Raw genomic sequence first — 21,432 nt, 5'->3', positions numbered from 1 at the left:
GGTCCTTCACTGGAAGGAGGACGCGGGGCGAGACGGATGAGTGAGAGCGATGACTGAGACGCCTGCCGCCTTCACCGAGCAGGACCACTTCACCGAGCAGGACTACGCGCTACGGATGGACCGCGCTGCCCGGGAAGCGGCCGTCGTGGGACTGGCGGGGCTGCTGGCCACGCCCGGACCCGACCTGATGTGGCTGTGCGGCTACCGGCCGGCGGCGGCCACCGAACACCTCACCCTGCTCGTCCTGACCGCCGACTCCGAACCCCGGCTGCTCGTCCCCGCGTCGGAACGCCCGGACGCGGAGGGGGCGCCGGGCGCCGTGCGGATCTCCGCGTGGAAGGACGGCCAGGATCCCTACGCGGCGGCCGCGGGCCTGCTCCGCCCGCACGGCCGTTACGGCGTCTCCGACTCGACCTGGGCGCTGCATCTGCTGGGCCTCCAGGAGGTGCTGCCGCTGACCACCTACCGGCCGCTGAGCACCGCGCTGCCGATGCTCCGGGTGGTCAAGGACGAGCACGAGGTGGCCCGGCTCGCGGCGGCCGGGGCGGCGGCGGACGCGGCGTACGACGACGTCCTGTCCCTACGGTTCGCCGGGCGCCGTGAGACGGACGTGGCCGCCGACCTCGGCCGGCTACTGCGCGAACACGGCCACGGCCGGGTCGACTTCACGGTGGTCGGCTCCGGCCCCGACGGCGCGGACCCGCACCACCGGACCGGCCGACGCACCCTCACCGCCGGCGACATGGTCGTCCTGGACTTCGGCGGCCACCGGGACGGCTACGGCTCCGGCATCACCCGCACGGTGCACGTGGGCGAGCCGACCGCCGAGGAGCGCCGGGTGCACGAGGTCGTCCAGGACGCGCAGCAGGCGGCGTTCGAGGCCGTGCGTCCCGATGTTCCGTGCCAGGACGTCGACCGCGTGGCCCGCACGGTGATCACCGACGCCGGGTACGGCGGCCGGGGCGTCCCCCGCACCGGGCACGGCATCGGCGTCACCGCTCACGAAGCGCCGCACCTCGCCGAGGGTGAGGAGCAGCCCCTCCTGCCCGGCATGTGCTTCTCCCTCGTGGCGGGCATCCACCTGCCCGGCCGCTTCGGCATCCGCCTCGGGGACGTCGTGACGTGCACGGAGACGGGCGGGCGCCGCCTGAACACCGCCTCGCGGGAGCTGGCCGTCGTGAAGTGAGGACCCACGTGCCGTCAGTGGCGGACCAGGCAGAACGGATGCCCCGCGGGATCGGCGTAGACCCGCCAGCCCTGTCCGCCGCCGGAGCCGTCCGTGGAGCCGTCCTCGGAACCTGCGCCGGAGCCGTCGTCCAGCAGCGTGGCGCCCCTGGCCAGGACCTCCTCCTGGGCCCGGTCGAGGTCCGCCACGCCGAAGTCGAGGTGGAACTGCTGCGGCCGCTCCGGGTCGGGCCACCGCGGCGGCCGGTGGTCCGCGACCCGCTGGAAGGCGAGCACGAGCCCGGACGGCGTGTGCAGGGTGGCCCAGTCGTCGCCGAGGGCCCACCGCCGGTCGGGCCGGTCGACGTCTCCGCCCAGCAACGCGCCGTAGAAACGGGCGAGTTGTGCGGGATGGGGGCAGTCCAGCACCACGCACTGAAGGTCGGCGATCACTGCTCCTCCTCTCCTTCTTGATGACGGACACCGCTGTGCCGCACGTCACATTCGGGGCCTGTCACAACAGCCCCCCGTCGTCCCGTCAAAGAGGTGTAGCGAACACGACGACGACACAGGAGTCCCTCATGGAAGCTCGGCTGAACCTCCTCGGCAACCCGGTCGCGGGCAAGATCATCAAGCACCTCGCGGGCGCGGGCCGGGCGGTCCTCGAAACGGAACTCCCGGCCTCGACACAGGAGTTGGTGAAGCTGCGGGCCAGCCAGATCAACGGCTGCGGCTTCTGCACGGACATGCACACCAAGGACGCCGTGGCCGCGGGCGAGTCCCACCAGCGTCTGCACCTGGTCGCGGCCTGGCGGGAGGCCACGGTGTTCACCGACGCCGAGCGCGCCGCGCTGGAGCTGACGGAGGAGGCCACCCGGATCGCCGACGGCGCCGGCGGTGTCCCGGACGAGGTGTGGGAGCGGGCCGCCAAGCACTACGACGAGGACCAGCTCCTCGCCCTGGTGACCACGATCGCCCTCATCAACGCCTACAACCGCATGAACGTCGCCATCCAGATGCCCGCCGGCGACTACCAGCCCGGCCAGTTCGGCTGACCCGCGTCCACGGGCGGGAGCCCCCGGGGCCCGACACCGGTCCCGGGGCTCACACGGTCACTGTGATGGTGATCTGCTCGCTCGTCGCGCTGACCCCGTTGAGGGTGGCGGTGGCCTGGAGGCGGCCGGGGCCCGCGGCCAGGGCGGCGCTCGGGGCGCAGGACCACAGGCCGTCCGCCGCGGCCGTCGTCGTGCAGACCTCGTTCTCCCCGGCGTCCCGGACGGTGATCTGCGCACCCGGGTACGCCGTGCCGCTCGCCTCCGGCAAAGCGTCCAGCGGTACCCCGGAGTGCGGGCGGCTCAAGGTCGGCTCGGTCAGACCGACGGTCACGACACACGCACCCTGGTCCCTCGCCCTGCCCCGCGCGTCCAGCAGCCGCAGCGAACAGTCGCTCAGCCGCGTCCCCGGCACCGCGTCCGCCGGCACGGACAGCACGAAGGGGAAGGTCAGCCCGCCCCACGCGCCGGTGCCGGGGGTACCGCCCGTGAAGGTGTACGTCCCGCTGCCCCCGTCGGACGCCACCGCGCCCCGGTAGCCGCGGGCGTCCAGCGGCGCGTCCGTGACCGCGGTGCCGTCGGGAGCGGTCAGGGTCAGCACCGAACCGGCTTCCAGCGCCGCCCCGCCGTATCCCGCGACCGCGACGACGCCCTCCCGACCGGGCGCGATGGTCACGGCGGCCCACAGCTCACGCCCCCGCGTCTCACCGGCCTGCGCGGGCGCGGGCGCGACGGTCGCCACGAGCGTTCCCGCCATGGCTGCCCCCGCCCAGACAGCCGTCCTCCTGGACCGCGAACTCGATCCCGTCCTCGACCTCGACCTCGACCTGCTGGACCTCTTCATCGTCGGCGAAGCTCCTCACGGGGATGTCGGCGACACCGCTCCGTGTGATTCTCCCGGCCCGTTTCCGCAGGTCGCGCGCGCTGCACGGCCGTATGGGCGAAGCGACCCGCGACCGCGGCCCACCACGGCGGTCCGTCACCGCGGCGGCCCGTCACAGTTCGGCGGCGCCCCACTCCCCTACGACCGCCTCGTCGCCCACCGACACCTTCCCTGGCCGCAGGACCGCGAACTTCGCGCCGAAGACGATGCCGCCGCTGTCGCGCGAGCGCCGGTAGCGCGCCAGGGTGCGCAGCGGCTCGGGGCCGGACCGTACGCCGGTCTCCTGGTCGACGACGGTGACCGCGCAGCGCACGGCGAGCTTGGCGTAGCCGAACTCGGCGCCGCCGAGGGTGAGATGGAGGACGCGGTCCTCGGTGTGGGGCTCGTCCCAGCCGCCGATGACGATGTTGGGGCGGAAGCGGGCCATGGGGAGCGGGGGCGCGCCCTGCTCGCCGAGGCGCAGGTTCAGCAGGTCGAGGCTCGCGCGGGAGACGACGAGCAGCGCGCAGCTGTCGGCGTAGCCGGAGGTGCCGGGGATGCGGCCGTCGGTGACCCGGTGGTGCTCCGGCGGCACCCGCACCAGCCGGCTCGGCTCCCCCAGCACGGCCGTCAGCCACGCGGCGACCTCGTCGCCCTGGTCGATGCCCCGGAACGGTTCCCCGAACAGCGTCACGTCCCGCCGCGCCCCGCCGACGTCCACCGTCACCCGCACCTCGCCCGCCCCCGGCGCCCGCAGCGCCAGCCGCCCGCCGTCCTCCCCCACCTCGGGCGTGATCAGCGCCAGCCGGGGGTGCCGACGCTGGGTGCGGTAGACCCCGTCCTCCCCGACGACCATGAAGCTCCGGTCGTGGGCCAGGCCCGCGGCCCCGGCCTCCGCCTCGGCGACCGTGATCCCCGCGCATCCCTTCACCGGGTAGTACGTCAACTCCACTACTGCGGCCACGCCGTTCCCCTCCCCTGTCAGGACCGGGCCCGTCCCCACCGCCGTCGCCGGCACGGACCCGTCGTGTGTCCAGATTTCAGGAGAAACGTCTGGAGTGGTTGACGGGTCGGCAGATTTTTTACCGAACCGATCGAGTCCCTGGGCCCTCTCGTCCGTACTTCTGTCCGTCAGACCCGCCGAGCCGGCGGACCCTCGACCGGGCAGGAGGCACGGTGCGCTTTTCACGGAACGCGATGGGAACCCTTTTCGTGGGCGGGGCCCTCACGCTGACTCTGGGCGCGCTCGCCTACCCATCGATGCTCGGCCTGGACACCGTCTCCAACGCCCAGGACCGGATCATCGCCCAGACGCAGTGGGGGCCGTTGACCGAGCAGGACCGCAACTTCGTGGTCGCTGTGCGCGCGGCCGGGCTGTGGGAGTACCCGCTCGGGCAGATCGGCCTGAGGAAGGGGACGACCCCGGAGGTCAAGAGGGCGTCCGAGCACCTCGTGGACGGACACGCGGCGCTGGACGCCAGCTGCCGCAAGATCGCCCCGATGCTGAACATCACCCTGCCCAACGTGGCGAGTCCGCAGCAGCTGTCCTTCGTGAACCAGATCGACTCGCAGACCGGCCAGGCGTTCGACTCGAACTTCGCCAACATCCTGCGGACCACCCACGGCTCGATCTTCAACACGGTCGCGAAGATCCGCTCGACCACGAAGAACAGCCTGGTGCGCCAGCTGGCCGACCAGGCCAACAACACCGTCCTGGACCACATCACGGTCATGGAGAACACCGGCCTGGTCAACTACGACACGGCCCTCTTCCAGCAGACCACCCCACCCAAGCTGCCCAAGTCCGACATGACCCCGCCGCCGCCGCAGCCCGGTGAGCCGATGGTCGTCCTGACCCCGCCGGCGACGGCGACGGCGACGCCCACCATCACGCCGTAGACGTCAACGCCGTAGACGTCAGGACCATAGGCATCAGGGCGCCAGCCAGACGGTGGTGTCCGTCCCGAGCCGCCCGTCCTCCAACGGGCGGCTCGTCAGCAGCACTTCGCCCGCCGGCAGCTCCACGGCCGTCCCCGACAGGTTGGCGACACACCGCCAGCCGTCGTGCCGGGTGAAGTCCAGGACTCCGTCCGAGGCGCCGTCCGCCCAGGTCAGCGACTCACCCTCCAGCAGCTTGCGGCGCAGCCGCAGGGCCGTGCGGTAGAACTCCAGGGTCGAGCCCGCCACCCCGTCCTGCGCCTCGACGGCGTACCCCGCGAAGCTCTCCGGCTGCGGCAGCCACGCCCCCGCCGCCCCGAAGCCGTACGACGGTCCCGTGCTCGTCCACGGCAGCGGCACCCGGCATCCGTCGCGCCCCTTGCGCACCCGCCCCGTCTGCTCCCAGATCGGGTCCTGAAGCACCTCCACGGGCAGATCGGCGACCTCGGGCAGCCCCAGCTCCTCGCCCTGATAGACGTACGACGATCCGGGCAGCGCGAGCATGAGCAGCGTCGCGGCGCGGGCCCGCCGCAGCCCCGCCGCCTCGTCCACGGCCGGGGCGTGGCCGCCGGACAGCAACCAGGCGTTCTCGTCGGTGCCCGGCGGGAGCATGAGCCGTGAGGTGTGCCGTACGACGTCGTGGTTGGAGAGCACCCAGGTGGCGGAGGCACCGGCCGCGCGGGCCGTGGCGAGCGAGTCGACGATCACCTGGCGCAGTTCGGCCGCGTCCCAACCAGCCTCCAGGTACTCGAAGTTGAAGGCCTGGCCGAGCTCGTCCGGGCGGGCGTACAGCGCGCGCCGGGCGCCCGGGACCCAGGCCTCGGCGACCGCCGTACGGGGCGGGCGGTAGGAGTCGAGGATCCGGCGCCAGTCGCGGTAGATCTCGTGGACCTCGTCACGGTCGTAGAAGGGATGGCCGCCCGGCGGCAGGTGTTCCAGGGCCTCCTCCGCCACCCCCGGGAGGTCGCCGAGGTCGCGGAGGGGTTCGCTCAGGTCCTTGGCCAGCGCGTGCGCCACGTCGACCCGGAAGCCGTCGACGCCGCGGTCGGACCAGAAGCGCAGGGTGGTGCGGAAGTCGGCGCGGACCTCCTCGTGCGCCCAGTTCAGGTCGGGCTGCTCGGGGGCGAACAGGTGCAGGTACCACTGCCCGTCCGGCACCCGCCGCCAGGCGCTGCCGCCGAAGACGGACTGCCAGTCGCTGGGCGGCAGTTCGCCGTGCGTCCCACGGCCGTCGCGGAACACATAGCGCTCCCGCGCGGCCGATCCGGGCCCGGCGGCCAGGGCCTCCCGGAACCACGCGTGCTGGTGCGAGGTGTGGTTGGGCACCAGGTCGACGATCACCTTCAGGCCCAGCCGGTGCGCCTCGGCGACCATCGCGCCGAAGTCGTCGAGGGATCCCAGCCGTGGGTCCACGTCCCGGTAGTCGGCGACGTCGTAACCGCCGTCGGCCAGCTCGGACGGATAGAACGGGCTGAGCCACAGGGCGTCCACGCCGAGGGCGGCGAGATGGTTCAGGCGCTCGGTCACCCCCGCCAGATCCCCGAGTCCGTCACCGTCGGCGTCGGCGAAGCTGCGGGGGTAGACCTGGTAGACGACGGCCTGGCGCCACCAGTTCGGGTCGCGGGAGGAGAGGTCGGGGTGCGGAGCGGTCACGGGTCTCCCTCGGAGCTGCGGTCGAGGACAGGCGGGTGGTCGAAGGCAGTCAGCTATCTGTCCACATCGGTATCTGTCCACCATGCCGGGAACGCGAACTCGAACGCGGTCCGGAGCGGTTCATTCCTCGTGTGACGAAATTGTGATGGCCTCTTGAACTACCTCTGCATCTTCGCTGGTTGACAGCGTTCCGGCCGAAGATCCACGATGTCCGAACACCGTGGCGCATGTGACCGATGAGCCCGGTGATCTCTGAGTTTTCTGTCTGCTCTTTGTCTTCGCTGTGTTTTGTGTGCCCTTGGCGGCACATGTCACCCCTCACACCTCCGAATGGGATCCGCATGTCCATAGCTAGACGTGTCACCGCGCGCCGCCTGCTGGGGACGGGCGCCGCGGCGCTCGTCCTCTGTTCCGTCTCCGCCCCGACCTCCTGGGCGACCGGCACCCCCGGCGGCGACGGCTGGAAGTCGGGCGGCCACTACAAGCCGGGAACGGGCGCGGGCACGGAGACCGTGACCGACCGCTGCCAGTTCTCCCTCGACGGCTCGAACTTCTACGACTCGGTCAAGGTCGACGACCAGAACCTCAAGCCCACCGACGACGGCAAGGTCCACGTCAAGGTCCGCACCGCCGGTGACGCCTCCACCTGCACCGCCTCCCTGGCCTCCTACCTCGCCCACGGTCCGACGTTCGCCACCTCGGGCGAGCAGGTCTTCGTCGACTTCGACACCGTGACGGTCAAGCCCGGCCAGACCGACTCGCTCGACGTCTCCGTCCCCGACGCCGGCTGCTTCGCGCAGATCGACCTCTACCGCGGCGCCGTGAAGTTCGACGGCAAGCTCGACGCGCAGGACGGCTTCCAGCACGGCGACCTTCCCAAGGGCCCGGACCGCCCGGTCATCAAGGACAAGCTGATCGCGGCCTGGAACGGCGGCACGAAGTTCTGCGCCCCCACGGAGACGCCCCCGGCCTCCACCCCGCCGGCGACGACCCCGCCGCCCGCCGACGAGACCACCCCGCCGGCTTCGGAAACCACCCCGCCCGCCTCCGAGACCCCGCCCCCGGCCGACGAGACCACGCCGCCGGCCTCGGAGACCCCCTCCACCCCGACCGCCTCCACCTCCACCACCCCTCCGGCCCCCGGCCCCAACGGTGGCGGCGGCGACCTCGCGGAGACCGGCGCCAACAGCTCCACCGGCCCGATCGCCATCGGCGCGGCGGTGCTGCTCGCGGGCGGCGCGGGCATCGTGGTGATGACGCGGCGCCGGAAGGCGACGCGGTCCTGATCGACGCGTACTGGGCCTTTTCGGCCTGAGCCTTCTAGGCCTGAGCCTTTTTCGGCTCTTGGGGCCGCCCGCCGGTTTGAGCGCGGGCGGCCCTTTCGCGTGCCTCTTCTGCATGCCACGAAGTTGGCCGGAAACACCACACGCCGTGACAACGGGCCGGGTGTGGCCTGTCACCGCTGGTAGTTAGAGTTACTTATGAATCGTTGACTGCCGGTGGTGTGGTGTACGGGGGAGGACACGGGTGTTGCCCAGTGACAGCGACAGCGGGTCGGCGTCGGGAGCTTCATGGTTCTCCGGCATATTCGACGCCGCACAAAGCGCTGCCGGTGCCGCGTCCGCGGTGGCCGCGGAGTACGCCTCCTTCACGAAGTTCCAGCAGCGCATCGACGAACTGATCCGCGACCTGAAGGGCTCGGACGCGGGCCCGGAGAAAGTCGCCCAGGATCAGCTCGTACGCCAGCAGCTCGGCGGCGGCGACGGCGCGTGGGCGGAGGCGGCCGGCCTGCACGGCGCGTACGAGACGGTGATAGGCGAGCTCGAAACACTGTCGAAGCTCCTGTCCGACTCCATGGAGGGCATGAGCATCGCCGTCCTCGCCTCCCACAAGGGCTACCAGAACATCGACACCGACGTCCGCGACCGCATGGTCGCGATCAGCACGGAGACGACGAAGCACTACGGCGGGGCGTACGACCCCGAGGTGGCGCGCACGGGCAACGCGAACGGCGCGGGTACGGCGGGTGCGCCGAAGGCCCCGTCTGGTGGCGACGCGGGAGGCTCGATCTGATGCCGGCCCAAGGCCCCGGCGGCACCCCCTTCGAGAACATGAGCCACGAACAGATGCTGGCCTGGCTCGACCAGGCCAACGCCGGCACCGTCCAGGCCGCGGCCGACCGCCTCATCGCCGCCGCCAAGGAAATCCGCAAGATCGCCGACGAGCTCAAGGTCCGCCCCCAGTACGTGGAATGGAAGGGCGACGGCGCCGACGCCTTCCGCACCTGGACCGGCGACCTCGCCAACTCCACCCTCCGCCTGGGCGACTTCAGCGAGGACGCGGCCAAGTGGCTCAGCCAGGCCTCCGGCGCCATCGCCGTGGCCCAGTCCTCCATCCCGCGCGACATGCCGAGCGCCAAAGCGAACCTCGCAGCGGCGACCACCGCACGCAACGATCCGGACGCGGCAGCGGTGAGCGCGAAGTCCCGCAGCGAACTGGAGGCACTGGCGGCGAACCGGGAGAAGGTCCGCCTTGAGGCTGCCGCGCAGATGCGGAAGCTGGGGCAGTCGTATCAGGTGTCTTCGGCACAGATGGGGGCGCTGGAGAGACCTAAGTTTCCGCCGCCGCCGGCGGCGTTTGTGCCTGATCCCAGGTTGGACGTCCACTCCGGCACGGCCGAGGCCCGATCCAGCAGCTCCCCCGGAGCTACGTCGTCCGCGACCTCAGTGCCTGCCCGAGAGGGTTCCTCTGGCGCTCCCGACCCACGGCTGTCCCCGAGCGGCACACCGACTGAACGCCGTCCGCAGGTGGACGTGGATCAGCCCACCCGAATGGGTATCGACTCCGTCGACACTCTGCTTCCACGTACGCCGACCCCGCATGCCGTGCCAGAGCCTCTGCCCGGTCCTGACCAGGTGAAAGGCGGTCCGACGCCTCAGACCGGCACGGTTCCTCCGGCGTTCGGCACCCCCGTCAGCAAGAGCCCGACAGGGCAGGGACGGTCTCCTGTCACGGGAAGGATGCCCTTCCAACCCGGGCAAAGCGCAACGGCGAACCCCGCACGCATGCCAGGGGGCGGAAGCGGCAACGGCATCGTCGGCGGTCGCCCTATTCCACAGTCCCCCGACAGGTCGACGGGCATCCCTCGCGGAACCGTCGTAGGCGGAGAGGGGACAGCTCCGCGCGGCCCGATGGGCCCGACCGGCGGTTCCACGAATCCAGGCGGCCGCATGGTGGGCCAGCAGGGCCAGACGCCTGGTCGTCGTCCCTCGGTCTCAAACGGTGGCGTCGTCGGCGGCCGTCCCCTCCCGAACGCCGGTGCGAGCAGCCTCCGTCCCCAGCAGCCGGGACGTGCGGGAACGACGGGGGCCAAAACTGGCGCCCCCGGCACCGCGGCCGGTCCCGGCACAGGGGGCCGCGGCGTCGTGGGCGGCACGTCCAGCGCCGGGCGCCAGGGTGAGGGGCATGGTGGCGGCAGCACCGGTGCCTCTCGTCAGACCCCCGCAAGGAGAGCAGACAACGGCAACGGGCGACCATATGGCGTGGTCGAGGACGAGGAGACCTGGCGACAGGGCAATCGTCCAGCTGTACCACCGGTCATCGACCGTCGTACCCAGGAATAGCAGGACTAGAGAGAGCTACGTTCATGCGCACCAGCAGCACTCGATACAGAGGCCGCCGTGCCGCGGCAGCGGCGGCCCTCGGCCTGCTGCTGGTGGGCGCCGCAGGCACGCCGGCCCAAGCGTCGACCCGCGAGAAGCAGTGGTTCCTCGACGCCATGAAGGCCGAGCAGATGTGGCAGACCAGCACCGGCAAGGGCATCACGGTCGCCGTCATCGACACCGGAGTCGACCCCAGCAATCCCGACCTGGAGGGACAAATCCTCAAGGGCAAGGACTTCGCCACCGACCAGTCCGGAGACGAGCACACCGACTACGAAGGCCACGGCACGGGCATGGCCGGCCTCATCGCCGGAACGGGCGCGTACGACGGTGGGAACGGTGCCTTCGGACTTGCCCCAGGTTCCAAGATCCTTCCGGTCCGTCTACCCAAGAGCGGCACGGCGGCCAACGAGGCTGAGGGAAACAGAATCTTCAACGAAGCGCTCGCACCAGCGATCCGCTACGCCGCCGATGCAGGCGCGAAGGTCATCAACATCTCGCAGGCCGCATCGGAAGGTTCACCACGTGTCACTGAAGCAGTGGAGTACGCCCTCGACAAAGGGGCATTGCTCTTCGCCGGTGTAGGAAACAGCGGGAACAAGGCCAATGAGGTGATGTATCCGGCGGCCACCCCAGGCGTCGTAGGCGTCGCGGCCGTGGGAAAGAATCTCCGCAGAACCGCCGAGTCCGAGTACGGCCCGCAGGTGGATATGGCCGCACCCGGCGAGGACATGGTCGCGGCCTGTGGCAGCGAAACCGGCCTCTGCCGTACCCACGGCACCAGCGACGCCACTGCCCTCGCCTCCGCCAGCGCCGCCCTCATCTGGTCCAAGCACCCCACCTGGACCAACAACCAGGTCCTCCGCGTCATGCTGAACACCATCGGCGCCCCCACAGACGGCAAGAAGCGCAACGACGCCATCGGCTACGGCATCGTCCGCCCCCGCATCGCATTGCAGAACCCGGGCGACCCGGGCCCGGCGAACAAGTACCCGCTCCCGGACTTGGCAGCCGCGGCAGCCACATCACCCGCTCCCAGCACCTCCGCTCCGGATACAGGCGACGCATCAGCTTCTGACACGGCCAAGGCGGAGAACTCGGACGACAACTCCGCACTCTGGACTGTGCTGGGGTCAGTCGGCGCAGTGGTGCTCGTCGGAGCACTGGTCACCTTCGTAGTCGTACGCCGACGGTCGGCCACGTCACCGCAAGCAGCCCCGGCTCAGCAGCCACCCCACCCCGGCGGCCCGTATCCGCACCCGGCTCACCCGACTCAACCGCCCTACCCGACGCCCGGCAGTGCACAAGCACCACCGACCTGGCACGGCGGGAACTCGCAGCCACACCCCCAGCAAGGGCCGGGCCCTCACCAGTAAGCACCGGCTGCGGAACCACTCACGCACGGGCGAGACAGCTGTGAAGCATTGACGGGAAGTGACGCCTGAGTGATCAAGCCGTCGCTCACCGTTGGTAAGTTGAGGCGCTGGTAAGAACCGCCGCGATCAGCCACGACCAGCCGACGCGGCACGAGGGTCACGGGAGGGCTCGGGGCATGGCCTGGGACGAGTGGGAGCAGCTCAAGGCCGAGTCGGCCCAGAGAACTTCGACGCACATGCAACTCAACCAGCTTGCCGCAGACGGCGGCGGAGGCAGGGCTGGTGCCTCCGGTGATCTGGTGGTCAACCAGGACGACCTCGGCGCCGTCGGCCATGAGGCGCACACCCTCTACGAAGACCTCCGCACAGGGACGGACATCGCTGGCGCGAACCCCGACAAGGGCGGTGCCGGGTCAACGATGCAGGCCGCTGCCGCGTTGAAGTCGCACGGCTTCGAGATGGGCAGCGCCCTGGAGTTGACAGTCGAGATCTGGACATCCCAGGCCAAGACAGTCCTCCAGGCCTGCGCGCACATCTCCAACCACCTCGACTACAGCAAGAAGCAGCACGCCAAGGACGACGACGACATCGCGGCCGTGGTCAGTCGCCGCGACGGCTCCGCCCAGTCCGTGTCCGAGATCAGCAAGTACTTCAAGTAGGAGCCGACCGGTGACCATCAAGTACATGGATCTGGTCGAGGCGGACCTCGGCAAGCTCGGCACCGCCGTCTCCGACTGGAAGAGCACCGCAGGCAAGCTCAAGACCGCGGCGGAGAACGCCCGAGACGGCATGAAGGCCAAGTCCGACAAGGCCCGGTGGGCCGGCGCCAACGCCACGGTGACACGCGACTTCGTGAACAAGACCACGAAGGAGATCGCCGACCTCCACACCGAGGCGAACAGCATCTACCAGGTCCTCGACGACGCCCACACGGAACTGGTCTCACTCCAGAAGCAGATCAAGACCGCGCACGAAGAGGTCAGGAACCGGGGAATCCGCGTCGACGACTACGGCGACGGCACGGTCCGCTGCGTCTACCCACACGACCGCACCACCGGCGACGCGCACACCCAGGAAGAGATCGAGGCCCGGCAGGAGCTGGAGGGCCGCATCAGCCGGATCCTCTCCCACGCCTGGGAGATCGACGCATCGGTGGCCCGAGCCCTGCGCAAGAGCCACGGCGGCGACCCGAACAACGCCGGGCACAGCTCGTACGGGTCCCTGAACGATGCCCAGGCGGACCGCGCACTCGAACTCGCCCGTAAGGGCGACCAGATGACAGACAAGGAACTGGCCGAGTTCAACCGGCTGATGCAGTGGAACGGCCGAGAGAAGAACGGTGAGTTCGCGACTGAGTTCTACAAAGGGCTCGGTGGACCCCAGAAGACGCTCGAGTTCTACGCCGAGATGTCCATCGACGGCACCGACGCGGACGCGACCAAGACGCGCCTCGACGCTGTGCAGGACCTCCAGAGGAACATGGGGTACGCGCTGGCCAAGGCCACGGACCCAGGCACCGAACACCATCTGCCCAGCACTTGGGGAGACGATTTCCGGCGTCTCGGCACGCAGGAGATCGGGTGGGAGAAGGGCCAGATGAACAAGCCGTACGGCTATCAGGTCCTCGGCGGCCTGCTGCGCTACGGCAATTACGACTCCAAGTTCCTCACCCCCATCGCCGAGCACGTCACCCAACTACACAAGAAAGATCCGCACTTCTTCCTCCACAACAAGCCCATGGGGCAGGAGGACACCTACGGATTCAACCCATCAGGCAAGCTGGGCACCGGAAACGACCCTCTCAACAGCGTCCTGGAAGCCCTCGGCCACAGCCCTGAGGCCGCCGAGAAGTTCTTCACCCAGCCGCCGACCGCGTACAACGAGGACGGCACTGAGAAGAAGGGCGGCACCCTCGGCTTCGACAAGTACCTCGACCTGTTCACCGACAAGGACTTCGAGTGGACAGTTGACACCAATGACACAAACGTCCTGGCCGACGAGGACAAGACGAAGAACGCCCTCGGCTATGGGCCGGAAGCCCTCGGCCACGCTCTTGAGGCGGCGACGACGGGACGGCCGTATGACAGCGACGCCACTGGTGATGCGATCCGGCACGAGCCGGAGAGGGCAGCACTCATGCAGGACATCGTCGAGAAGTTCGGCCGCAACCCTGAGCTCATCCGGCACAACGAGAACGGCGATCTAGACGCGGAGAGTGGCCCGCTGTACGCGATGCGCGGGAGTCTCGGCGACATCACTGCCGAGTACATGGGCGATTTCCAACGAACTTTGGCAAACGCCGACGAAAGCCAGTATCCGTCCTTCGGTTCGCCCGCGAATTTGGCGCCAGACACGGCACAGCGCTTCCTGGCCGAAGTCGGGCAAGACCCAGACGCCTACGCCTCGATCACCTCTGCCCAGCAGGCGTACACAGCGAACGTCGTCAACGATGTGATCAACGGAGACAGTAACTCTTCCGTCTCGGACGCCGAACGGCTGCGCAATGCCACACGCCCCGGTGGCATCATCGCGGGCATCATGAGTGAGGCACGGGCCGACGCTGTGCTCGACTATCACGCCGCCTCGGATACAGAGTTCAACGATGCTGCTGCGGACAAGCAGAAATGGGTGGACCGCATCCTCGGAATGGGAATCGAGACGACCACTGCACGAGTTCCGATCGTCGGCGCAGTCGTCGGTTGGGCCTCCGAAGACATCCAGGGCTCGGTCATGGACAGCATCCAACGGGATTCGTCGGACCAGGCCGAAGGAGATGCGACGCGGACGTACCACGAGGGTCGTTCCGCCCTGTCGGATTCCGTCAAGGCCGCAGTTGAGGCAGCCACACGCAACGGCGATCTGAACCCCAAGACGATCGGTGATCTCAAGGCTTCGGCAGCTAACGGCGCCGACGACGGACACACGGCGGGTGCCGCGATGGAGAGTGCAGGAGACGCATCATGATCAGGGGAAGAGCTATTGCTGGGCTCGTCACGCTCTCAACGATTTTCCTCGCCGGATGCTCCGGCGAGGAAAAGAACTACGCAGTGCCTGATGAACTGTGCGGTGCACAGGTGAAGTCCGAGCTCATCAAGAGCCTCCTCCCGAGTGGGGATGAGATTCGAGTCGTCGATGAAGAGTCGAAAAGTACATCCCCGCACCATTTCTGCGAAGTGCTGGTTGACGACAAGGTTGAACTCAGTACGGAGGGGGTCTGGCAGCCCGCCGGTACCACCGCCAAGGAAGCAGCAGAGAAAAGTCTGGTGTTCAACACTCACAGCACTGAGGGCGGCAAGTTCGCGATCGGAGAGCGTAGAGCTCTCACAGTCGTTGACTGCAAGAATCCCAAATACAAGGCGGAGCGGTTCTCGTTCGAGGTTGAGGTGAATCACCCCGAGGGAGAAGAAATCGGCGACAAGATGCAAAGTTTCCTCGCCGCCTTCTCCGAGGCCTACCGGAAGACCCTGTCCTGCGAGTCCTGAAAATCTCACTCCTGGAGAGCTGGGGCGAAACGGCGGCTGGGCTCCCGGTTTAGAGATCTTCAACCTAGATCTTTCGCGAGGGTCCACCGACTGAGTCGGTGGACCCTCGCGAAAGATCTAAGGCTTGTCCCGCAACCCTGAGGTGGGCGGCTGATGGAGCGGAAGGTTCGCTGCCTATCCTCGTGTTGTGCAGCTACCTCGGGAACTGTCGAACGACGTGCCTGTCCTGGCGGAGGCGTTTCCGGCCCGTCTTGCCGATGACGTGCAGGACGTGCTGGCCGTCATGCCAGATACCAGGTTCGCGCCGGTGCCGCCGTTCGAGGTCGAGGTACAGGGGGAAACGGTCGCCATCCCCTCGCGCATCTACAACGAGGAGCCGACCGCCAACCTGCAACGGCCTCTGACCGCAACCCAGCAGGGGATCTTGCACTGCCTGTACTCCAGGCACAGCGATGGCCTGGTCCGTCAGCGTCATCTTGAGCAGATCGTGGCGTCGAACGAGCCGTGGGTGGCCCCGTTCGTCGTGCGGTTGGCCGGCGAGTACGTGCTGGAGATCCTTGAGGTCATCAGCCGGGGCCTTCCTGGCCTTTTCACCCCGGGATCGGCCCAGCGCCGACTCTACGGGGAGTTCATCGCTCGGAATCCGGCCTTCTTCGCACGCACAGAGCGGCGCGTGGTCAGCTACTGGTCGTGTTACTACCGTTGGAAGTACAGCGCGTTTGGGACGTATCCCGGATCCGTCCTGTTGGAAGCGTTCCGAGCCGCTGTGGCGGAACAGGTGGACCGGCCGTGGCCGCGGCACACCCCGCCCCCGTTGGCGGATACGGGGACGGGACCCGCCTGAGTTCGAGCGCGGCCCTATCCAGCGAGGCTGAGATTGTGCAGGCGGGCGATACCGCGCATGGCGCGGTGGACGCCGTCTCCCTTGAGCCGGCAGTCACGGAGGATCTTCCAGGACACATACCACTCCGACTGGCTCGGAGACCTGGCGCGCCGGGCGGGGGCCGAGGAACCGTCGGCCTTCATCGCTTACGGGTGGGACGAATGCCTGCGCGCCCTGGACACGGTCGCCGAGGCGCTGCGCGATCCAGATCCGGACCGGGACCCCTGCGAGCTGACCGGTGCGGGCTGGATCGCCGAGGAAGCACTCGCGACCTCCCTGTACTGCTTCCTCCTTGCTCCCGACGAGCCCCTCACCGTGGTGCGCCGGGGAGCTTGGTCATCCGGTGACTCCGACTCGATCGCGGCGCTGGCCGGCGCGTTCGCCGGGGCATGGCAAGGTGGTCGTGCCTGGCCGGCCGATTGGGTCCGGGCGATCGAGTACCACGACCGGGTCCGCCCCTTGGCTGCCCCCTGGGACTCGGGGGCGTTCGGAGCCTCCCGTCCACGCGGCACCCGTGGGTCGGGGTGACCGGGAAGGCTGGGATGCCGAACCCCGCTCAGCAGGCAACGGCCTGGCTTATGTCCATCTACGCCGGCCTCGTCGAACTGGCCGCGCCGCATCCGGTGTACGAGACGGGCACGGCGTGGATGCTGGCATGCCGGACCGTGCCCCAGCCCCACTATCCGCGTACGCCGATGCTGGCCGCTTCCATCGTGGTGCCCATGGACGGCAGTTCTCCGTTCCACCCGGCCCCGGGCGACCCGCTCGGGGACCTTGTCTCGGCGGCCTCCCGCGAGGATGCGGCGCTCCGGGTGGCGGGCCAGTCCCGCCGGATCAACGCCCGGGGCTGCACGGTCTCCCTGCACAGCACGATCAGCGGTGCCCGCTCGGTGCCGTTGCCCTGGAAGCCGTTCGACGAAGCGCCCGGCTGGGTGGCACGGCTGAAGCACCGCTATTTCTCCGAGTTCACTCGGATCCCCGTCGACAGCTGGGATGACGTGGTCAAGGCCATTGCCGAGCCAGGCCCGGACACCCGAGGCGTGGTGTGGGTCCGTAGGGAGATCGGCGGCCACGAGTCGACCGGCAACCTCCTATACGCGCACAACAACAACGGGCAGGTCGTCCTGCTGGACGGCCTAACATCGTCGCTCGCCCGGCTCGACATTTCTATGGTCCGGGAGTTGGTCCTGCTCCGTGCACTGCCTGCAGAACACGCATCTTGTCGGCCGCTGTGACGGCAGCCGGCGGAGGACTTGCGTCAGCAGTCGACAGGGGCCAGTGCTGGCTCGGCGGCACGTGACAGGGCAGGTAGTCCTGGACAATCTTCGGCGACGGCTCATTCATCTGCTGAACCGCGTCGGGCATCAGTGAGCAGACCGACACTGTCGTGAGCCTGTGGCAGTCTCAGTCCTCCTGGAACAACCATTGGGGTGGTGGGGGCGGAGGTGGCGGGACCACTGGAGGGGGCGGAAACCGGGGTCGGGGTGGAGCCACCGTAGACGGCGGTGGGGGTGGCGACGGCGGACGGGTGGGCTGTCGGGGCCGGGGCTGTGATGAGACTGGGGGCGGCGGACCTGGTGGAGGGGGCGGGGGCGACTCCACCGCCGACAACAAGGGCCCGCCTGCCCGTAGTCGGGCGACGCTCAGTTCAGCACGGCGGCGGGCACGCGGGTCGTCATCGCGTTCATAAAGGAGCCGGACGCCGGCGCGGCCTAGGTTCTGGGTGGCGAGCAGGCGATAGCCAAACGCGTGGGCGATCTCCTCGATCCGGTGCTGTTTCGCGGCCGTTGTAAGACCGAGCAGTAGATCGACACGGCCACGGCCGTCAAAACTCCCGCGGATCTCGTCGTCGTTCACACGGCCCTCCTCTCAGGTCACTGGGCCCCGTCGATACCGAACTCATAGGCCACTTCCCAGCGCACGTCCGGAACGACGATGTCTGCCGTCTCCACCGGGCGCCCGTCGCTGTCGTAGTACGTCCGCTCGATCTCCAGCACCAAGTCGCCCACGCTGATACCCAGCAGATTGGCCTGAGCCTGGGTCGCCCTGGCAGGGCGCGGTACTTCGACCGCCGTTTCGACCTGTACGCCGATGGAGTGCATGCGCTCGACGACCCCCATGCCGGCCAGCGGGCCCATTTCAGGCAGCACGATGGGTGTTCCGTCCGTGATGGCCATCGGCTCCCAGGATTCGGAGAGTTGGACCGGCCGGCCGTCCGACAGGAACTCGTACCGAGTGGTTACGCAGAGGTCCCCCAAACTAATGGCGAGTCGTTCCGCGATGGGCGCCGGGGCGGGGACGCGGGCCTGACTGTGTGCTTCCCAAGTCCCGGCCTGCTCCCTCTCCTTCATGTCGGCACGGAATGGGGATCCGCCTCGGAGTTCGCGATGCCGCGAGCGGACCATACGCATCCGCTCGCGTGGCTTGCGGACATACGTACCCGATCCCGCGCGCCCTTCGAGCAACCCTTCGATGATCAAGCGATCCATGGCTCGTTGTGTCACGTTGCGGCCTACGCCGTACTCATCGGCGAGCTGTGCCCTGGAGGGGAGCCGAGACCCCACCGCCCACTCTCCCGCAAGGATCCGAGCGCGCAGGGAGTCGGCCACTTCGAGGTATGGCGCCTCTCGGGGCATGGGCGACCCTCCGGTTCCTCCGCGATGCGGCAGGGGTTTCCAACAACATTGACAAGTTACTGCATCAGGTGAAAGCTACTGAAGTAGAACTACTCTCCGCGCCCATCGCGTCACAGGGGGATTCTTTGTGTGTTCTGCGAAGTCAAAAGCGGTCGCATTGGCCGCCCAACTCAGCGTTCTGACAGGGCACACAGCGCTCATCGAAGAGTTCACCGACCGGATCCGCGTCCGGATCGCCCTTCCCGCCCACCTCACTGACACCTGCCGACGCGCCCTCCTCGTCGCGCTCGCCGAGGCCGACCGGTACGGCCATGACGTGACCGTGGAGCGCTCGGCCATCTGGGCCGAAGTCGACGTTGGAGCCGGAGTGGCACAAAACCCGACAACAGCCTGTCGAGATCGGAGTTGACCCCATGTCCTACGCGATCAGTCGTGCTCTCGACCGCGTCCGCGCCCTCTTCGTCCCACGCGGAAAGCACCGCATCAAGGCACTGTCGTCACGCGTCATCCCTCTAAGAGACCCTGCGGATTCCGGCGACCGCACCGCACCCACTTCGCGCCGAACGCGCGCCATCGCCCCGACGGTCCGCCCCTGGTACGAGCCCCTCGACGGCGCGGAAAGCCCCCTCATCCGCCCCTACCTCACCGCCCACGAACGCGAAGAAGGCGAGAAGGCCCGCCTCCAGCGCCTGCGCCGCGACACCCTCTGGTGTGCCACCTACGGCATCGACCTCGACACCCGTGACATCCACGCCGTCCTGGGAGCCGCGTCATGAACACCGAGGCCAACCACGTACGGCTCCTGCCCTGGACCGGCAGTCATGGGCAGCCCAGCCTGCTTCTCACCGACGGGGACGGGATCGTCTCCCGGCTCGCGGACCGGGTCGAGGACGTGCAACTCGGGCTGGCGGGACGGCTCCTGGAGCGGACGCGGGGCATGCTCCCGGGGCACGGAAGGGCCATCGGCGGACTCGCCGTACTGACATGGCAGTTGGCCGACGCGTTGCAGGACGCGCTGCTCATCGCCGCCTGTCGGAGGGCCCGTCTGCGGACCGGGAAGCCCTCCGTGGTCCCGCCGGACGGAGTGCAAAAAGCGCGAGGGAATCCATCCCGCTGCCCCACCGGCTCCTTCGCTCTGCTCGCCCTCCCAGGACACGACCTCACCTCCGCCGGCATCGCCCGTCGGCACGTCCGCGACGTCACCCGGGCCTGGGGCCTGCCACCCAGTACGGCGGACGACCTGGAGACGATCGCCGGAGAGCTCGTCGCCAACGCCCTGGAGCACAGCGGGAGTCGGACGGTCACGGTTACCTGCGCGCTCTCCGCATACGCGGTCGTGATCAGTGTGACCGACCAAGGGGGCGGCATCTGCAAGCCGGTGGCGCCTGCCGCACCGCCGCGGCCCGAGCAGGAACGCGGACGTGGACTGCTGATCACCGGAACGCTGGCCGACCGCTGGGGAACGCGTCAGGCGGACGGTGAACTCACGGTCTGGGCCGAGGTCGGCCTCGATCCACGACCCGTCGATGCGGAAGACACAGAGGTCGCGGAGATCACGGAGATCTGAACTCCTGATCGGACCGCGTCCCCTGGGGCCAGTCAGTTGACCGTACGCAGCACCGCTCGCACAACTGTCATGACTCCTCGCCAGATCCAGTTGAGCAATCCTCCCGCGACAGCAAGATCGGCGGCGGTTGCGGCAGCGTCCGTCCGATCCGACTTGGACCGGCACTGGGAGCAGGAGCGGGGCCAACTGCGCTTGCTGGCACCGCACTTCGTGCATATCGACATGAGCTCATTCTTCCCCGCCACCACACGCACTTCCTCGAACGACATCACCTATGCGCACGAAAGTTCGATTCCCTGGCTCGCGTCGAAACGACATCCACAACTCCACAGCCGCCTCAACGCCGACCGTCCCCTTCGGCACCGCGACCGAAGACCCCTGGTGGCCTGTCCGGCCCTTTCCGGCCCTGTCCGACGCTGGATGGGAACCCTTGCGAGTCGTTAGGAACGTATCCCTAAGGACCGTACTCCTAAGCTTCGCGCAACCGAGGCCGGACGGGCCGCTGATCCATGCACCCCCCTCCCGACCCTGGAACGTTGCAGGTACACCCCACAACGCAACCCCGCCAGACTTGCCGCGGATGATTCGCCGGGGCAAAGCGCATCGGTGACTGCGACGACACGGGGAGCACAGATGAGGGCTGGGCATCGCATCGCCGCGCTGGCGGGGAGTGCTGTTCTGGTGGCGACCGGGGTGGGCGCGCTGGCCGCTGCGCCGGCCGTCGCGGCGGGGAAGTGTGCGGGTGGGTACTCGATCGTTCCGAAGGACGGCTGGGGGAAGGTGACCTACTCGGTCTGCCAGGACGGGAACTCCAAGGGGGTCCAGGGCAGGTTGACCGATCTCAAGACGGACGGCTGCCGCGTCAAGGTCGAGTTCAAGCACATCCGGGACGGCGAGGACGGCTACCGGACCAGCAACACGGGAACGACGACGACGTTCGGGCTGGTGTACATCTACGGCACCGAGAGCATCAAGGCGTCCCTGTCCAGGGACTGCTGACGCGCGTCCGACATCCGACAGCGGTCCACGCCGTCCCGACCCGTCCCGACCCGTCCCGACGCGGCCCGACGCGGCCCGACGCGGCCCGACGCGGCCCGACGCGGCCCGGACGTCCGAGCCCTCACCACCGAGACGGTTCCCGGTGGTGAGGGCATCGG

General features: G+C 68.8%; 23 protein-coding genes and 1 pseudogene. 16 read left to right on the top strand and 8 right to left on the bottom strand.

Annotated features, from left to right (window positions below):
- Positions 1 to 49 precede the first annotated feature (49 nt).
- Positions 50 to 1,186, top strand: coding sequence for a M24 family metallopeptidase (locus SLINC_RS23415; protein ID WP_067436511.1), 1,137 nt, complete (start codon positions 50 to 52; stop codon positions 1,184 to 1,186).
- Between the two features lie 14 nt (positions 1,187 to 1,200).
- Here SLINC_RS23415 and SLINC_RS23410 read toward each other — a convergent pair whose 3' ends face one another.
- The gene (locus SLINC_RS23410; RefSeq protein ID WP_067436508.1) at positions 1,201 to 1,617 is read right to left on the bottom strand and encodes a VOC family protein; all 417 of its coding nucleotides are present in this window, start codon (positions 1,615 to 1,617) and stop codon (positions 1,201 to 1,203) included.
- A gap of 128 nt (positions 1,618 to 1,745) precedes the next feature.
- On the opposite strand from SLINC_RS23410, the gene SLINC_RS23405 reads away from it, so the two are divergent.
- Entirely contained in the window at positions 1,746 to 2,219 is a 474-nt protein-coding gene (locus tag SLINC_RS23405) for a carboxymuconolactone decarboxylase family protein (protein ID WP_067436505.1), read from the top strand.
- 49 nt (positions 2,220 to 2,268) lie between these two features.
- On the opposite strand, the gene SLINC_RS23400 is transcribed toward SLINC_RS23405, so the two are convergent.
- From SLINC_RS23400 to SLINC_RS23395, 3 genes are all read right to left on the bottom strand, one after another.
- Positions 2,269 to 2,973: an Ig-like domain-containing protein gene (locus tag SLINC_RS23400; RefSeq protein ID WP_067436502.1), complete on the bottom strand. Its 705-nt coding sequence runs from the start codon at positions 2,971 to 2,973 to the stop codon at positions 2,269 to 2,271.
- On the bottom strand, positions 2,921 to 3,079 hold the full coding sequence (locus SLINC_RS48850; RefSeq protein ID WP_161566086.1) for a hypothetical protein: 159 nt from the start codon (positions 3,077 to 3,079) through the stop codon (positions 2,921 to 2,923). The genes SLINC_RS23400 and SLINC_RS48850 overlap by 53 nt, the downstream gene beginning before the upstream one ends.
- A 132-nt stretch (positions 3,080 to 3,211) precedes the next feature.
- Positions 3,212 to 4,042, bottom strand: a complete 831-nt coding sequence (locus SLINC_RS23395; RefSeq protein ID WP_067436499.1) for an MOSC domain-containing protein — start codon at positions 4,040 to 4,042, stop codon at positions 3,212 to 3,214.
- Positions 4,043 to 4,275: 233 nt separating this feature from the next.
- Between SLINC_RS23395 and SLINC_RS23390 the strand changes: the two genes are divergently transcribed.
- Positions 4,276 to 4,977, top strand: coding sequence for a DUF4142 domain-containing protein (locus tag SLINC_RS23390; protein WP_182449189.1), 702 nt, complete (start codon positions 4,276 to 4,278; stop codon positions 4,975 to 4,977).
- Between the two features lie 33 nt (positions 4,978 to 5,010).
- Here the strand turns inward: SLINC_RS23390 and SLINC_RS23385 are convergent, their stop codons facing one another.
- Positions 5,011 to 6,669 (bottom strand): glycoside hydrolase family 13 protein, encoded by a 1,659-nt coding sequence (locus tag SLINC_RS23385; RefSeq protein WP_067436496.1) that lies wholly within the window; start codon positions 6,667 to 6,669, stop codon positions 5,011 to 5,013.
- A gap of 341 nt (positions 6,670 to 7,010) precedes the next feature.
- Between SLINC_RS23385 and SLINC_RS23380 the strand changes: the two genes are divergently transcribed.
- From SLINC_RS23380 to SLINC_RS23350, 8 genes are all read left to right on the top strand, one after another.
- On the top strand, positions 7,011 to 7,955 hold the full coding sequence (locus SLINC_RS23380; RefSeq protein ID WP_067436493.1) for an LAETG motif-containing sortase-dependent surface protein: 945 nt from the start codon (positions 7,011 to 7,013) through the stop codon (positions 7,953 to 7,955).
- A gap of 244 nt (positions 7,956 to 8,199) precedes the next feature.
- Entirely contained in the window at positions 8,200 to 8,742 is a 543-nt protein-coding gene (locus tag SLINC_RS23375; protein ID WP_310736454.1) for a hypothetical protein, read from the top strand.
- A complete protein-coding gene (locus SLINC_RS50160) occupies positions 8,742 to 10,292 on the top strand; it encodes a translation initiation factor IF-2 (protein ID WP_152039007.1) in 1,551 nt (516 codons plus the stop codon). Before SLINC_RS23375 ends, SLINC_RS50160 begins: the two co-directional genes overlap by 1 nt.
- Positions 10,293 to 10,315: 23 nt before the next feature.
- Positions 10,316 to 11,707 carry a type VII secretion-associated serine protease mycosin gene (mycP, locus tag SLINC_RS23370; RefSeq protein ID WP_067436490.1) on the top strand — a complete coding sequence of 464 codons (1,392 nt, stop codon included), beginning with the start codon at positions 10,316 to 10,318 and terminating at the stop codon, positions 11,705 to 11,707.
- 176 nt (positions 11,708 to 11,883) lie between these two features.
- Positions 11,884 to 12,366 (top strand): hypothetical protein, encoded by a 483-nt coding sequence (locus SLINC_RS23365; protein WP_067436487.1) that lies wholly within the window; start codon positions 11,884 to 11,886, stop codon positions 12,364 to 12,366.
- A gap of 10 nt (positions 12,367 to 12,376) precedes the next feature.
- Entirely contained in the window at positions 12,377 to 14,671 is a 2,295-nt protein-coding gene (locus SLINC_RS23360) for a DUF6571 family protein (RefSeq protein WP_067436485.1), read from the top strand.
- Positions 14,668 to 15,189, top strand: coding sequence for a hypothetical protein (locus SLINC_RS23355; RefSeq protein WP_067436482.1), 522 nt, complete (start codon positions 14,668 to 14,670; stop codon positions 15,187 to 15,189). The genes SLINC_RS23360 and SLINC_RS23355 overlap by 4 nt, the downstream gene beginning before the upstream one ends.
- Before the next feature lie 187 nt (positions 15,190 to 15,376).
- Positions 15,377 to 16,033: a hypothetical protein gene (locus SLINC_RS23350; RefSeq protein ID WP_067436480.1), complete on the top strand. Its 657-nt coding sequence runs from the start codon at positions 15,377 to 15,379 to the stop codon at positions 16,031 to 16,033.
- A 14-nt stretch (positions 16,034 to 16,047) separates the two neighbouring features.
- Here SLINC_RS23350 and SLINC_RS47390 read toward each other — a convergent pair.
- A pseudogene (locus tag SLINC_RS47390) lies at positions 16,048 to 16,146 on the bottom strand (IS5/IS1182 family transposase); the annotation flags it as partial.
- Between SLINC_RS47390 and SLINC_RS23345 the strand changes: the two are divergent.
- Together SLINC_RS23345 and SLINC_RS23340 are read left to right on the top strand one after the other, a co-directional pair.
- Positions 16,115 to 16,600 carry an ADP-ribosylglycohydrolase family protein gene (locus SLINC_RS23345; protein ID WP_170068259.1) on the top strand — a complete coding sequence of 162 codons (486 nt, stop codon included), beginning with the start codon at positions 16,115 to 16,117 and terminating at the stop codon, positions 16,598 to 16,600. The pseudogene SLINC_RS47390 and the gene SLINC_RS23345 overlap by 32 nt on opposite strands.
- A 50-nt stretch (positions 16,601 to 16,650) precedes the next feature.
- Positions 16,651 to 17,307, top strand: a complete 657-nt coding sequence (locus SLINC_RS23340; protein ID WP_159425356.1) for a toxin glutamine deamidase domain-containing protein — start codon at positions 16,651 to 16,653, stop codon at positions 17,305 to 17,307.
- A gap of 639 nt (positions 17,308 to 17,946) precedes the next feature.
- Here SLINC_RS23340 and SLINC_RS23335 read toward each other — a convergent pair.
- Together SLINC_RS23335 and SLINC_RS48065 are read right to left on the bottom strand one after the other, a co-directional pair.
- Entirely contained in the window at positions 17,947 to 18,708 is a 762-nt protein-coding gene (locus SLINC_RS23335) for a GntR family transcriptional regulator (RefSeq protein ID WP_067436471.1), read from the bottom strand.
- 142 nt (positions 18,709 to 18,850) lie between these two features.
- Positions 18,851 to 19,021: a hypothetical protein gene (locus SLINC_RS48065; RefSeq protein ID WP_159425355.1), complete on the bottom strand. Its 171-nt coding sequence runs from the start codon at positions 19,019 to 19,021 to the stop codon at positions 18,851 to 18,853.
- Positions 19,022 to 19,121: 100 nt separating this feature from the next.
- On the opposite strand from SLINC_RS48065, the gene SLINC_RS49420 reads away from it, so the two are divergent.
- From SLINC_RS49420 to SLINC_RS23320, 3 genes are all read left to right on the top strand, one after another.
- Positions 19,122 to 19,484 carry a hypothetical protein gene (locus tag SLINC_RS49420; protein ID WP_225988365.1) on the top strand — a complete coding sequence of 121 codons (363 nt, stop codon included), beginning with the start codon at positions 19,122 to 19,124 and terminating at the stop codon, positions 19,482 to 19,484.
- A complete protein-coding gene (locus SLINC_RS23325) occupies positions 19,481 to 20,275 on the top strand; it encodes an ATP-binding protein (protein WP_067436468.1) in 795 nt (264 codons plus the stop codon). The genes SLINC_RS49420 and SLINC_RS23325 overlap by 4 nt, the downstream gene beginning before the upstream one ends.
- Positions 20,276 to 20,908: 633 nt before the next feature.
- Positions 20,909 to 21,274, top strand: a complete 366-nt coding sequence (locus SLINC_RS23320; protein WP_152039006.1) for a hypothetical protein — start codon at positions 20,909 to 20,911, stop codon at positions 21,272 to 21,274.
- The last annotated feature ends 158 nt before the right edge of the window (positions 21,275 to 21,432 follow it).

The organism is Streptomyces lincolnensis (genome assembly GCF_001685355.1).
Lineage (GTDB): Bacteria > Actinomycetota > Actinomycetes > Streptomycetales > Streptomycetaceae > Streptomyces > Streptomyces lincolnensis.
The sequence above is the reverse complement of the archived record's forward strand: the minus strand, read 5'-3'. Positions and strand labels throughout refer to the sequence as shown.

Coding starts and splice junctions, on each gene's coding strand:
- SLINC_RS23405 (WP_067436505.1), top strand. CDS start 1,746: ATGGAAGCTCGGCTGAACCTCCTCGGCAACCCGGTCGCGGGCAAGATC.
- SLINC_RS48065 (WP_159425355.1), bottom strand. CDS start 19,021: ATGGCCGTACCGGTCGGCCTCGGCGAGCGCGACGAGGAGGGCGCGTCG.
- SLINC_RS49420 (WP_225988365.1), top strand. CDS start 19,122: ATGTCCTACGCGATCAGTCGTGCTCTCGACCGCGTCCGCGCCCTCTTC.
- SLINC_RS23340 (WP_159425356.1), top strand. CDS start 16,651: ATGTCCATCTACGCCGGCCTCGTCGAACTGGCCGCGCCGCATCCGGTG.
- SLINC_RS23355 (WP_067436482.1), top strand. CDS start 14,668: ATGATCAGGGGAAGAGCTATTGCTGGGCTCGTCACGCTCTCAACGATT.
- mycP (WP_067436490.1), top strand. CDS start 10,316: ATGCGCACCAGCAGCACTCGATACAGAGGCCGCCGTGCCGCGGCAGCG.
- SLINC_RS23325 (WP_067436468.1), top strand. CDS start 19,481: ATGAACACCGAGGCCAACCACGTACGGCTCCTGCCCTGGACCGGCAGT.
- SLINC_RS50160 (WP_152039007.1), top strand. CDS start 8,742: ATGCCGGCCCAAGGCCCCGGCGGCACCCCCTTCGAGAACATGAGCCAC.
- SLINC_RS23320 (WP_152039006.1), top strand. CDS start 20,909: ATGAGGGCTGGGCATCGCATCGCCGCGCTGGCGGGGAGTGCTGTTCTG.
- SLINC_RS23400 (WP_067436502.1), bottom strand. CDS start 2,973: ATGGCGGGAACGCTCGTGGCGACCGTCGCGCCCGCGCCCGCGCAGGCC.
- SLINC_RS23365 (WP_067436487.1), top strand. CDS start 11,884: ATGGCCTGGGACGAGTGGGAGCAGCTCAAGGCCGAGTCGGCCCAGAGA.
- SLINC_RS23390 (WP_182449189.1), top strand. CDS start 4,276: ATGGGAACCCTTTTCGTGGGCGGGGCCCTCACGCTGACTCTGGGCGCG.
- SLINC_RS23380 (WP_067436493.1), top strand. CDS start 7,011: ATGTCCATAGCTAGACGTGTCACCGCGCGCCGCCTGCTGGGGACGGGC.
- SLINC_RS23415 (WP_067436511.1), top strand. CDS start 50: ATGACTGAGACGCCTGCCGCCTTCACCGAGCAGGACCACTTCACCGAG.
- SLINC_RS23335 (WP_067436471.1), bottom strand. CDS start 18,708: ATGCCCCGAGAGGCGCCATACCTCGAAGTGGCCGACTCCCTGCGCGCT.